Here is a 13,719-nt window from a genome sequence, read left to right as displayed (position 1 = left end):
CGTCTCTTAGGGCGCTGGCGACGGCTCTGGGGCATCGTCGGGGGGTGCGGCGAGCCCGGGCGTTCGGCGCGAGTCACGGCCGGTCGTCGATCGTATGAGTTCGGCTCGGGTGAGCGTCCACAGCACGTTCGACGGCGCGGACGGGGTGTGGGCCTCTCGCGGTAGAGACGAGATCACGCGGCTGACCAGCAGCATCGTGAAGTTAGCGACACCGGGCCGGTGACCGCTGTTTGCGCATGCTGCGCAGACAATCAGGCTGCGCGCGATGGAACTCGCGCCGAAGCAATCGGTGCAACGCAGCAGCGAACCAGCGGCGTGCGTGGCCAGCGCCTCGGCCAGCGTATGGGGACCGTCGCCGGAATAGCCCCAGCTGAACAGACCTCGGCCGCCAGCTTCCTCGTCTCGTAGGAGGATCCGTTCTCCGTCGGGGTACCGAATGACCACCAAGCTGCTGTCCTCGGCGTCGGTCACACCGTGGTACGTCCAATCTTGGAAACCGGGAGTACGAGCTGCCTCGGCGAGCAAGCTGAGCAGATGGCGCGCACCTTCTTTGGCAGCCGGTATGACCGGCGCGGCCTTGGTCTCCGGCTGCTTCGCCCAGACGGTGATCATATTGGCGATGCGCCAAAGTTGGGGACTGTCGATCTGGGGCCCTGGCGCGTCGTCGAGATTCTCCCGCTCGTCGTTGGGGAAGGGTTCGTCGGGCTCGGACCATTCGCCCTGGTGGTGGTCGTCAAGCTCCGCCAGATGGTCGGCCAGATACGCGTCCAGATAGGATGCCAGCTTGCTGGCTGGCTGGTTGTCCCCGCGCAAGCGTGCCACCACCGCGTCGGCCCAGAGCGTCAGCAGGAGGAAGGCTGGGTAGATCGGATCGGCTCCTCCGAGTTGGAGGTTAAGCTCCTTAAATGCCTGCTCACGGATGGCGGAGGGAAGGCGCTCGTCCGCTGTTGGGTCCGGGAGGCGCGGTCGGGCATCCCGGAGCCAGCCGACGGCGCGGAGCTCGGATTGCCAGGCGGCGGCAGCCAAGACGAACTCGAATCCGCTCGCTTGCCACGGTAAGGCGCGTAGCAGGCTGACCGGGTCGTCCGGGTCGGCCTCGTCTGTAGGCAGAGCCCGGCGCAGGTCGTCCGACTCGCGGATCAGTCCCGCGATGATGAGTGCTCCTCGCTCTGCGACGGCTATCGAGCCGGTGTGGTAGGTGGTGCGGTTGATGAACCTGTAGATCGCTTCGGTGTATGAACGGGTCGACATGTGATCACCGGCAATTGCCGATGTCGTGGCAAGACTGAGCAGCCGGCGACCGGTCAGCAGTGCCCGCCGGTCATAGCCAGCCTCGAAGGCGCCGATCGCCAGGTCTTGAAGGGTGGCGGCGATCATCGATCCTGGGCTGGGGCGGCGCGATAGATGGGCGTTACGCCACTTGGTGCGGTCCGGCGGTGTCGGCGGGGCGGCAGCAGTGCCGATGATTTTGGCTGCGACCGTCTCTAGATGGGTCTCGATCGCGTCGGATCGCGAGTATCGATGGCGGGTGTAGAGACGAAGACCCAAGTTGCCTAGACGCTCCACGTCGGCGGAGAAGCCGCTGGCCTCGTGGTGTCCGCCGGCCCAGCCAATCGAGGTAGGCGTGGGCGACGTCAGGACGCCGATCATGCGGTCGACGGTGGACTCCAGTAGCTCGTAGCTCTGGTCACCGCGGGTCGGCGCATCTCGGTTCAGCCGCTGCCCGGTCGTTCGGTCGGGAACGAGGTCGGCGAGCAGTTGTCCGAGGTCTGCAACACTCACCGGCTGACGAGTGAGTTGGTTGACCCGCTCGATCACGGGCTGATCACGGTTCGACGACGTGGGCGGTACGACGATCGTCCGGCGGCGAGAAAAGCGTGGGGGCAGCTCGGCCTTGGTGGCCTGCGCTCGCCGCGGGTCGGCTGAGGAGCGCGGCAGAACCACCAGCGTGAGCACCTGCTGCGATGGCGTGATCTCGGCGAGTCGCGCGCCGACGGCGTCCACGACAGCATCGAGCGCTTCCGCGGCGACCTGGTGCCGCCCGGCAGTGCGGTTCTGCACGGCAAGGTCGAACAGGACGTCCACGACGGCATCACTGATGGACAACGACCAGCTCATACGCTCACCGAGCGCAGCGATGGCCGTGATCGCCGCCCGATGGTCCGGGGTCGTTTCGCGACTGAGATCGGCTCCGACCTCGCGCACCGCCTGAGCGACATCGTCGACGTCCGCGCCAGCACGGGCCTGTACGGTCAGGCCGACGGCCCACGCCACAGCGGCCAGGCGGTGCTCGCGGACCGGCAGACGCGGGCTTCCGACCAGGTCGCCGAGCACCGTGATGCGCCCGGCGAGTTCCCGCCGTGCACGAGGCCGGCGACCGCTCAGGCGTAGAACTCTCGTGGCCACGTGGCGGACTAGCCACTCCGGCGTGGCACGGCGAGCACCGTTCCAGGTCACCCAACCGACGATGACAATCGACCCGATGAAACAGGTGAAAGCCACGCGGGTCGTGAGTGCGCTGGGGTTGACAGCCAAGCCCAGCGGCACGCAAACACCGACGACCGCCGCTACGCCGACCCATGCCGCCATCCGCCGGTCCGCCAGCACTCGGACAGTGCGCCACGAGAACTGAGACAGTGCCTGAATCGCAACCACGACCACGGCCGGCACCACGACCAACAACGCCGCTGTGATCGCCGCGACCGCCGCGATCGCGGTCGCCTGATAGGAGCCCGCATCGGTCCCGGCAGGCACCGGCATGAACCACACCACGAGCAGCACAGCACACAGCGACGCCGCCAGAATGGCCACGGACAGCGCTCGCCAGCGCCGCCGGTGTTGATCTCGAAATGTTGACGACACCTCACGAGTATCGGCTGCCGCTGCCACTACCTCATGTCCCACTCCTACACGTGGACCTGCAGCGGCGCGCAGGCGGCAGCCCCGGAGGACGGGCAACTGAAACTGCCTACGAGGCCCACTTCGAGGAGCTGTTCACAGCCCTTGACGACAGCACGCGACTGCTGCCCGTGGCTGCTCTGCCGGCCTGTGAGAGGGCAGTCGGGACCGCTGGCCGCGAACTCGGCGACATCCGCACCGCCCGCGCCGCGATGAGCAACCACGTCATCAATGTCGTGCTACGCCTATGCCGACAGGGCGAAAAACGGACCAGGCAATGCGGCCTCGACGTGATTGATGGCCTCTCCGCCGCTGGCGCCTGCGGCCTCGATCAGGTGCTCGCGGCGAGCGTTAGCCTTGGATAAGAGACCACCTGCCGAGCTACACCACGGACGCGTTCGGCAGAATGGAGCCCACTCGCACTGAACATGCGAGACTCCGGCGGCGGCAAGTGAACTCCCCTGCGCGACTGCTCTAAGCTGGGCGGCGAAGTCCGTTAACTTGCAGTCCGCAGCTGCGGCCAAGCTCGTCGCGCCCCGCTTCTGCGGCACGAGACCGCGACGCCGGACGTGGGGCCATGCGCTCGGAGGACGAGGGACTTGAACTCAGGACAACCTCATGTCGAGCCTCGTTCAAGGCTTGTCATTACTTGTCAAAACCCCTTGTTACCATCAGTAACCGAACCAAGTTCGTCATTGCTTGCCGACATTGGTCGCTGAGCTGCGGAGACACCGCCAGGCGCTCATCGCTCCTTGTCACCCTTCGTCAAAGAATGGGCGGAGTTTTCGGGGGGTAAACGGGGGTCCCACACGGAACCCCGTCAGGTCCGATCGCCCCCCGCTGGCCCTGCCACCGTGTCGCGCCCGCCTTACGGCATGCGTGCTGACCGAATCTGTGGCAGCCCTTCCGCAATCGACGGAACCGTCAGCGGAACCTGACGTGACGGTGCCCTCTCGATGCTGTCCGGCAACGACCGGTACACAGGGCACTCGCACGACGGTTGCAGCGGATTTGGACACGCCTACTACTCGGGCAAGCACAAGCGGACCGTCCCTCACCGACGGGCTCGTCGACCCCGACCGCCTCACCACCGCCGCGGAGTGAACGTGCAGGTCCTGGCCGATGCCGCCGGCGGCTGGTCTGGGCATCGGCCGCACCGCCCGGCGTGGTCCATGACCTCACCGCCGCCCACACTCCCGGCTGATCGACGCGCTGGCCAGACCAAACGTGCTGACCTTCGCGGACAAGCGCTATCAGGGAGCCGGCGGGAGCGTGTGCACGCGGTTCAAGCGCCACCGTCGCCGACCGAATCTGTCTGGCCGTCAGCGGGCCGCCAACTGTGGTCATGCCCGCCTCTGGGATCGCGGCGCGAGCCATCGCCATGCTGAAGACCTGGAAGGTCCTGACCAAGCTGCGTGCTGTCCACACCGCGAGAAAGCGACCGTGCAGGCCGCCGCCATCCGGCCTTCGGGGCGCCCTGTCGATCGCCCGCGACGCGTCCCTACGACGGGTCAGGATCACCGTGGACCTCAAGGTCAGCCAGCAGCCCCGCCACGAACTGTCCCGCCGCCCGTCGCGGTTCCACTCGGCCCAACCGGCCCGCGAAGCAGCCCAGCACCTCGGCCAGCACCCGCTCACACCGACCAGCAGCTACGCTGTGACACGCGGCCACCGCAAGATCTGAAGTTATGTCCACAACGTACAAACGATCAGGCCGTGGCCGCCTCGCGCCCACCCCACCCGAGCAGCGAGATATGCGTACTTTCGACATCTGCACGGGCGGATGTCAGACGGAGTGAAACATCATGGACGCGAGGGCCTGCCGCTGCATACGGTTGTGCAGTGAGTGACGCGGAGCGAGCCGAGACAGCTAACCCTGCACTTCGTGCAGGTGACTTGATCGATCAAATGTTCACGCTTTGGATCTTGCCGCATATCGAGAGAAGCAACCTGGATGTATCTCGTGAGCAGATCGCTCAGGCAGTAGTAATACTCCATCCCAACGGTGCACCGGAAGTCCTGCTGAACGATCAAGCCGAGCTGGTGGCTAAAGCGAAGGTACGCGGAGCTGTAGCAGCGGGTGAACCAGTGACCACGAAAAACGTCGAGCAGGTGTCAGCGCTGCGTCCTGCCAATGTCCCGCCTAGCGCCGGATGGATCGCATTTGCCCTACTCCCAGGTAGCGGCATCATGGTGGCGTTCGACTTCCGTTACAACCGCGACCGCGCGGCCGAACTGCTCGACCGAGCGCAGGAGTTTCTGGCGACTGGATGCGAGGCACTTGCGGCAGGCCGGATTGGGCCTTCGGTCGAGACAGCACTGGCAGCCGGCGAGCTAGCGATAACGGCCATAGCCTCCCTGCAAAATGTTATACACAAGGGGCGCAACTCTCATGGCGCACGCCAGGCTTGGTTGAACAGTTATACGCACGTCGGAAACGGTACACCTGACTGGTATAAGGCAATGAGGCACCTTTTAGAGGCCCGACCGTCTGCTCGATACGGGGATCCGCAGGGAAGAGATTTACCAACCGCGACTGAGCTGGCGGAATTCCTCGCTCACGTAGACGACCTAGTTCAGTATGCTATCCAGCAGGCCGCTGACCATGACTTCGAGGACTCGTAGCGGTGCCCTCCGCCGAAAGGCTCGACGCGCTTGAGGGCCTACGGCACCTGGAGGCGGCAGGCGTACTCTTCAGCGCTTGCGGATGCGGTGAACGGGGCAGGTCAGTGTTCAGCGTGTTCGTTCGTCAAGCCAGATGGCGTGGTCGACCATCCAGGGTGTGACCGGCCGGCGAAGACGTGCCGTGAGTTCCAAGGGCGTTGCCGATGTCTTGGCCAGCATCGGCTGGCCGGGCCTACGGCGCGGTCGAGGCGTGGCTACATCAGCGCTCGTCCACCGAGTACGGCTGGGACTACGTCGGGCAGATCTCGCCCGGCGTCGGCGCGCACGCGACCAGGCCCACCTCACCGACAGTGGTGACCGGCGTGCGGACTACCTCGTCGTCGACGCCGCAAAACGCGTCTACGCCTGGCTTAACCCATGCCGGGGACTCTCGCCGAACACCCGCAGCCTTCCCCCACCAGTGCATGACCTGCTCAATGACGACCCCAGTGCGAACGTACGCGTCGGTGTCTTCGGCCGCGGGACACATCCGAGCCGCTCGGGCACCTCACCGGCCGTCGTGCTGCCGATGCTTAAGCCGGCGGAGAATCCCTGCCCGTTGGCAACTACCGCTCATTCCTGAACGGACGCTGCCGCACTAGAGGGTCGCAATCAAACCACGATGAGCGGCGAATTGGCCCATAAACTCCGGTGCATCCATTTGCAGAATTGCGTTCGCCTCGTCGTCGCGGCGGTCGCTACCGAGACCAACCCCGACTCTCCGCAGACTCTCCTTCTGCTTAAGAACTGCAAAGGCATCAGGCGGGAGTCTCGATTCAGTCACTAGCAATTCTTCAATCGCGGGCGCATGCAAAATTGGCTCTAGAGCATCAGCCGCCCGCAGCTCTCGTAGGCCGGTCAGATCAATCCGCAGCAGCGCGGCGTTAGATGCCAGGTCGGGGACTTCCTCGAATTTTGAAAGACCATCGAGCCACAGGTACTCAAGCTTGCCCAGCGATGCTAACCAGCGAAAATCATCAATCCCCCTAACTTTCCGAACAGCCAGATAACGCAGGTCGGCGAGATTCGTAAGCCAGTCAGTCCTTTTAAGTGATCCTAGGGTGAGTGCGAGAGACTCAATTTTTCTAGGAAGAGATTCCTCCAAGGAGACCCGGTCCAATGGCAGCCGCCAGAGCGAGAGTGCCTTCAATTCAGGAACGGACTCAAGGAGCTCGTCCAGAGACTTGATGTGCCCCTCTACTCGCAGTTCCCGGAGCCCGCGAAAACGTGTCGCGGGCGCCAGGTCGAGCTTTGCTTTCGTCTCACCAATATCTAGCGAAATAAGGTCGCCGGACAACAGAGAAAGGTTCTCCAGGCTAGCCACCTTAAAGAGACCAGAGAGGCTGAACTTTTTAACATTAGGGAACAATCTCAAGAAGCGCAGGGTGGCAAGTTCCTCGTCGAACCCAAAAACCCGAAGCATCAACTCGGGCTTCCGCTCAAATAACCCGTCAAGCAACCGATACTCATCTTCGCGTAATTCTTCGTCAATCTGCACACGCTGAACGGTGGAAGTAATCTGCCGCTCCAGAGCACTAATGTCGACCGGGGTACGGACCGTGACGAAACCGCCCAGCATTTAAACCTCCATCCGACGATCCAGGTGTGGCCACCCACAACTGGAGAGTTGCGTCGCGCCCATCGCCGGCATCGCCTCAACTACCGCCCTCTGACTATGCGCATCCTAGCCGACCCAGCCCGCTCGATGATGCATCACACCCTCACGCCTTTTTCTCTTCAAAGTAATCCTCACAGGTTATTCGACCGCAGCCACGCTTCGCCCCACTCGACGGATTTGTCAAAATAGTCGTGCTTAGGGCTGATGCTATTGATCTCATTCAAACCCTTGTTCCGTTGAATCAATGCCTGTTCGATAGCTCGAGCCTCGCCCTTGGTGACAGTGCCCGGCGTGATTGACTTAATCTCGAATTTCTTACCCAGGCTGCGATGCTGGTATTGCCGTTTTTGGATTCCTTGCTTCGTAATACCAGAATATACCCAAGTTGTGCCATCCTCGGCGTATCCCATGTAGACCTTATACCCGCCGGTTGCATTCTTCCCCGCCTTGAGCGCGCCGGGCAGAACAGCGCGCAGCAGGCGTCCGGCTCCCGCCTCCTCTTCGCCCCCAGCGACGATCGGCCCAGGCCCTTCGGCAGACCAGCCACACCAATCCGGATGTTCTTCGCAAATGGTCGAGGCCATCACTGCCTGGACGTATGAGTCGTCGCGATTACACAGGATCTTCCAGCGACATACGTTTCCCTCGGCGACATTCAGACTAGATCGAAGCTGGTCAGGTGAAGGTGCCAGGATCAGTTGATCTGCCAGCGTGGCACCGCGGGATAACGTATTAACATTGTCGCTTCCGCCGTTCCCGTAGGTTGAAGTCTTCCGCTTGTCTTTAGTGCCCGAGCATCGAGGCCAACAGTCAGGGCTTTTAGCCTTCTCCTCTCGGTTTCCCAACTCATCGCCTGGTCGGTAATCGGGGCAGCTGCTGACAGTGATGCAATCGGTCGGGATCAGGCCGGTTGGGTCTGAGGAAGTGACCGGAGAGTTGTTTGAATAAGAGTATGCGTTCCATTGCTGGGGTTCAGATAGATCCATAAGCGGATCAACCGATATGAACCGGCCAAGCGCCTGGTCGTACTGTCGGGCGCCGATGTTTACGAGATTGGTGGGGTCGTTGTGGCCGCCGACGAAGCCCTTGGTGTTGGGCCAGGTTGGGTTAGTTCCGCGGGGTGCGCCGTAGGGGTCTTGTCGGCGGGTGGTGACGGCCTGGGTGCTGGCGTTGATGGCGACTTGTTGGGTGCCTTGGTGGTCGTCGTAGAGCCAGTTTAGGTTGCTGATTGCGGAGCTTGCGGTGCGGCTGGCGATGGTGGTGCCGGCGAAGTCGTAGTAGCGGGTGCCGGTGTTGACGGTGCCTTGGCGGCGGATTTCCTGGCCGGGTAGGTACAGGGTGATGCCGGTGGTGTCGCGGCGGATGAGCCGGGTGCCGTTGGCGTCGTAGACGTTGGTTTCGATGTTCTTCCCGCCCGCGTTGACGGTGGCGAGTTTGTCTTCGGCGTTCCAGCCAAGGGTTTGGCTGTTGGTGCCGGTGGCGCAGTCGTTGGCGGTGTTGCCGGCGGGGCGGCAGGTGGTGTTGCCTGTGTTGTCGTAGGTGTACTTGTTGACCACGTCGCTTTGGCCCGAGGCTCGCGTCGTCATCGCGGTCGTTGCGTGCGGGCGTACGACGTTCTGGCCCCCGGTGGGCGTAGCGTACGAGCGGGTGGTTTCCCCTGTGGCGGTGTGGCTGGTCTCGGTCACTCGGGAACCGGTGGTGGTGAACGTCCAGTCCTGCCAGTACGGTGCCGGGCCGGCGAGGTTCGCCACACTCGGGTCGGTCTTGCAGCTCACCCCCGCCTTCGGCGTCCAAGCGGTCTTGAGTCGCCCGAGTTCGTCCTGGCGGAAGCACTGAACGTCCGTCACGCCGACCTGCGGGGTGTCCGCGATCGAGGTGATGTTTCCGGCGTCGTCGTGGTCGTAGTTGCGGTCCGAGACGGTGCCCGCGGCGTTTTGCCGTTCAATGGTGGTGCGCTTGATCCGTCGGGTCGCCTCATCCCGGTAGATGGTGTCTTGGGTGTAGACACCATTGGGCATCTTGTAGACAGACCCGTCGCGCTCACCGAAGGTGGTGTAGGTGGCGGCGGCCATGGTGCCCACCGAGCCGGTCAGGCTGGTGTTGATGCTCGTCGGCATGCCGGTGGTGGCGTCGTAGTCGGTGGTGATCTTCTCGTCGACCAGACCACCGCCGGCGGGGTAGGAGATCGACAGTGGTGCGCCGGTGGCGTCGGCGTACTCGTAGCCGTAGACGTAGGTGGAGTCCAGGCCCGCCTCGACTGCGGGGATCACGTAGTGGAAGCCCTTGGGCTGATAGCGGGCGTCGAAGCTGCGGACCTGCCACTTGTAGGCGTTCGCCGACCCGGCCGGTTCGTACCGGATCGTCTGGGTAAGCTGGCCTTTGTACCCGGGCTGGCCGGTATACAGGGTGTCGTACTTCCACTCCGCGCGCAGCGCCCCGGTGGCGGCGCCGTCGCGCAGTTCCTTCTTCCGGCCGAGGGTGTCGTAGACGTACCACAGCGCGATACCGCGGGCATCCACTGTCTTGACCAGCTCGTTGGCGTCGTTATAGGTGCTGGTCGTTACACCCTTGTCCGGATCCTTCGTCCGCCATTGCCGGCCCATGGCGTCGAACTCATACACCCATTCGTTGCCGTCCGGGTCGATGTTCTTGACGGCCTGGCCCTTGCGGTTGAACTCGTACCTGTTTTCCAGGTACCCGCCCGTCACGCCGGCGGGGGTGTTGTGTTGCCGTACGGCGATGGTGCGGCCCTCGATGTCGGTCACGGTGGTGGTGGGAGTGCCACCGGCCGGCGGGGTGACCGTGCTCAGGTCACCCTCGTTTGAGGTAACGGTCCGCCACTTCTCTGCCAGGTTGATTTCGCCGTCGCCAGCGAGAAAGACGCTCGCCGTGGGCCGGGACGCCCGGTCGAACTCGGTCTTGGTCACGGCGGGAACGGACCATTCCGGCTCCCACCAGAGAGCTCCGGCCGGGGCTCCCGGTTCGGCGTGCGTCGCGTAGCTGGTGGCTGCCCGGCCAAACTCGTCGTAGAGGGTGTCAGTGACGACTCGGGAACCGCTGCCACTCATCGACAGGGTTTGCGTCTGCCGGGGTCGGAGCAGACCGTCGAGGATCTGGTACGACGTCACATAATTGGCGTCGGCGTTCAGGACCTGGCTGGTCACGTACGGGTAGGTGTCCCGGTTAGGCGCGAAGTTATAGGTGTACTGAGCTGACGGCTTGCTCGGATTGCTTTCGTTCGACCAGCCCAGCTTCCACACCTTGGAGGTACGGCCCAGGGCGTCGTACTGCACCTGAGCGGTCACCTTGCCGTTGGGATCGGTTGTTTTGGTGGTGGACCCCCAGTACGGGTTGGTCTCCGCGGACGAGGCCCAGTTGAACGGTGCAGGGGCTGTCGTGGTCACCTTGGTGACTGGGCCTCCGACCGCGGGGGTGTATGCGGTGGCGGTGACGTTGCCCTTGATGTCGGTGGCGGTCAGCACCCGACCTGTGGGGTCGTAGGTGGCCTGCGACACCGTTTGCCAGACCGTGCCCGTGCCCGGCGCCCAGTCCTTGAGCTGTTCGGTCTTGGTGACTGCACCGAGCGTTGGCGTGGTGTCGGCGCTGCTCGCGCCGTCGTAGTAGGTCCTAACGTCGGAGATCACGTCATCGACGCTGGCCGCAATCTTGCCGCAGGCCAACGCCGTGGAGGTGGTCTGCTTGACCGCCGCCATGAGGTTCTTGCTCAGATTGCGGTTGTAGCTGTAGGTGACACACTTCTCGTCGCCCGTCTTCGCAATGTCACCATCATCTTGCGACCAGGTCACCGTGCCGTACGCGTCGTCGAAACTCGTCGTCCGGCCCGAGGTACGCCAACCCCGCGCCCCGTCCACACCAAGCGCCGTGGACGAGTAGGTGGCCTGTGTGGCCACGAACCGCGCCTCAACCGTGTCACCGTTGATCGTCCGACTGGCGGTCGGCGGGGACCGCCACGGCACGTTCACGGTCTTCGACACCGGCTTGGTCGCGACCCCGTTATAGAAGACCTGTTCGCGAATCTGGCCGGCGAACTGGTCCTCGTCGTAAACGGATTCCGCGCCCACGGAGGCGGGGACAGTCACGGTGCGTGTTCCGCCGGACGGGCTGGCCTTATCGCCGTGCATACCCCGCATGAACTTGGTGACGGTCAAGCTCTGGGTGGCCGGGTCGGATCCGACTCGGATGTTGACCTGGGCATAGCCTCGCCACTGCGACCAGGTCTTACGGTCCGGCTTGGACAGCCCGTCGTCGTCAGCGTAGTGCCACGCGGGCGCGCCCGCGTACTCATACCAGGTGTGAGTGGCGTCAGCCTGCCGACTGTCCTTGAGCTGCACATCGTTCTCGGCGATGTGCTCGACACGGTACTTGTGCCACCACTGCGTGACCAGCCGCTCGCCATTGGGGTCGTCCGGATCTGGCACCAGCACCGGATAGCAGCGCTTCGTATTCGTGTGCGCCGCCAGCGACTCGGTATTCGCCGCGGTGCACTCGGTGTCGCTGTAGTCGACGTGGATGATCGCGCCGGTCTCGGTCTTGATGTCGGAGATCCGCAGCCAGTTATCCGACGTGCCATGCTCGGTCAACACCCGGTTCGCCAGCGTCGTCGCGGTGAACGTGACCGGCGGCAGGCTGACGGTCCCGCGGACGTGCCCGGCGTGGTCGATCTTGTCGAGCCACAAGCCGGTGTGCGTGGAGTCTGCGGTGGCGGTGAATGTGTGGTTCAGGGTCCACGACTCCACGTTCTGCCAGTCAGGAGTTGGCACGGTGGTGTCGTAGACCTTCGTGGTGATCGTCTTCAGACGCTTGGTTGTCCAGAAGGTCGGCGAGTACTGCTGCGGACACGACGTGGCGGACGCTTTGCATTCCTGGTCCCAGGGGGTGTCTTTCCAGGAGTCCTTGACTGGGCTCGCCTCGGTACCGCAGTTGGAGAAGCAGCGCATGTCGGTGTCGAACACCACCTGGGCGTAGGGCGTGGTGTTGCGCTGGGTGACGCCGTGCGTCGCCGCGGTCCGGTCGTAGGTGCCGTAGTCGATACGGGTTAGGTAGCCGGCCCGGTCGTACGACACGTCGTCGGAGTCGGTGACGTTGCGGGCGTACTTGTTGGTTTCCTTGCCGTACCACAGCGACATGGTGTTGCCGCGTACGTCCACGACGTAGTCGAGGTTCCACCGCCACGCCTGGACACAGTCGGAGCTGGTGAAGGCGCTCTGGTGGCAGGGCTCGCTCGAGTGGTTGCCGAACACTGGCATGGTCAGCGTCGAGTTCGTCTTAGCCGATTGACCCGGCAAGGCATGCATGCCGAAGAAGTACTGCGTACCGTCGGTGGTGGTCACCTTCCAGTACTCCCCCACGTCACCGTAGGTCGAGTCGCCACTGTCGCCGTTGCTCGCGCCTGTCAGCTTCTCAATCTTCGAGCCGTCCTCGGAGCGGGAGTGCCAGCCCTTACCCGGCTGGAACACGAGCTCACCACTGCTGCCGTTCAGGCTCAGGGTGGCGTTGTCGGATCGCCAACACTGGTCACCGGTGCGCTGGGTGTTGTTCGCGCCGTTCTTCATGTCTTCGGAACATTGCACGTAGCGGCGCTCGATGAAGCCGGGCGAGTAGTCGAAGCCCTCACCGATCCACGAGGGCTGGTTGTTGGTTACCTCGGAGCGGCCGTCCACTGCCGACGACGAGTAGGCCAGCGTCACCGACGGCGCGGGGCCGGTCGCCGGCGCGGTGCGTACCGGGTACGACCATGAGAAGTCGCCTGAGGAGCCGCCGGAGGACCATGTCGATGAGGCAGTCAGACTGGTGGCGGTGAAGTCACCGTCCTTGCCCGAGGCGCCTGCGGCCAACACCACGAACGAGGCCGCCTGATGCTCGATCGCGGCACCGCCCGACGGTCGTTCGCCGGTCGTGGATACCGACGGTGGCTGCGCGGCGGCCACTGCGACCTCCGCCGTCGCGACACCGGCGGCGAGGTCATTGGCGGTGTGCAGTGGCACCGACCGGCACCGCGGGTTGTCCGGGGTGGACAACGCGCATTCGGGTACCTGCCACAACTTCAGCCGCGACGCCCACTCGCCACCGGCGGCGTACCGGAATTTGCTGTAGTCCACCGAGATCTTTGCCGTGCCCGCTGTTTCGTCGCGCGGGGTGCTCACCTTCATGACAAGCCCGTCACGCCACGACTGCGGCACTGCCGCTCGGTCCATCATTTGCACATCGACCGCGACCAGCTGCTCGCCGGCCTTACCCGCGGCGCGGTCCACCCAGACCGGCAAATCGCCCGCCTTCGCCCCACGGCCACCAGCCGCACGGGCACCAGCCGCACCAAGCTCCACGTGGGCGCTACCGGCGGCCGGCCACACCGGCGCGGGCGCAGGCGCGTACTGCACCCGCTGCTGCTCCCAGCCCTTACCCGCCACCGGCCCGCCGTCGTTGTCCAACTTCTCGGCCGGCGCCGGATGCGGCCGCCGGTCGGGCTGGGCCTGGGCGGCGGGCACACCCACCAGGAGCGACGCCAGCATCACGGCGGC

Annotated in this window: 5 protein-coding genes and 1 pseudogene; 3 read left to right on the top strand and 3 right to left on the bottom strand. The window is 64.2% G+C overall.

Annotated elements, in window-relative coordinates; genetic code table 11:
- Window positions 1–6: 6 nt before the first annotated feature.
- On the bottom strand, window positions 7–2,811 hold the full coding sequence (locus AB0B98_RS11245) for a hypothetical protein (RefSeq protein WP_357362171.1): 2,805 nt from the start codon (window positions 2,809–2,811) through the stop codon (window positions 7–9).
- Window positions 2,812–2,912: 101 nt separating this feature from the next.
- Here AB0B98_RS11245 and AB0B98_RS11240 point away from each other — a divergent pair, with 101 nt between their 5' ends.
- The 3 genes and pseudogenes from AB0B98_RS11240 to AB0B98_RS11230 all read left to right on the top strand — a co-directional run bounded on the left by AB0B98_RS11240 (window position 2,913) and on the right by AB0B98_RS11230 (window position 5,523).
- Entirely contained in the window at window positions 2,913–3,263 is a 351-nt protein-coding gene (locus AB0B98_RS11240; RefSeq protein WP_357362169.1) for a hypothetical protein, read from the top strand.
- 726 nt (window positions 3,264–3,989) lie between these two features.
- Window positions 3,990–4,350: pseudogene (locus tag AB0B98_RS11235) on the top strand (transposase family protein); the annotation flags it as partial.
- A 390-nt stretch (window positions 4,351–4,740) separates the two neighbouring features.
- Window positions 4,741–5,523, top strand: coding sequence for a hypothetical protein (locus AB0B98_RS11230; RefSeq protein ID WP_357362435.1), 783 nt, complete (start codon window positions 4,741–4,743; stop codon window positions 5,521–5,523).
- 637 nt (window positions 5,524–6,160) lie between these two features.
- Here AB0B98_RS11230 and AB0B98_RS11225 read toward each other — a convergent pair.
- Together AB0B98_RS11225 and AB0B98_RS11220 are read right to left on the bottom strand one after the other, a co-directional pair.
- Window positions 6,161–7,141: a hypothetical protein gene (locus tag AB0B98_RS11225; RefSeq protein WP_357362168.1), complete on the bottom strand. Its 981-nt coding sequence runs from the start codon at window positions 7,139–7,141 to the stop codon at window positions 6,161–6,163.
- A gap of 170 nt (window positions 7,142–7,311) precedes the next feature.
- A complete protein-coding gene (locus AB0B98_RS11220; RefSeq protein WP_357362166.1) occupies window positions 7,312–13,710 on the bottom strand; it encodes an RHS repeat-associated core domain-containing protein in 6,399 nt (2,132 codons plus the stop codon).
- Window positions 13,711–13,719: the final 9 nt, after the last annotated feature.

Origin of the sequence: Micromonospora sp. NPDC048947, assembly GCF_040649495.1 — a bacterium.
GTDB lineage: Bacteria > Actinomycetota > Actinomycetes > Mycobacteriales > Micromonosporaceae > Micromonospora > Micromonospora alfalfae.
Note: the sequence above shows the minus strand (reverse complement) of the source record. Positions and strands in the feature narration are given on the sequence as shown.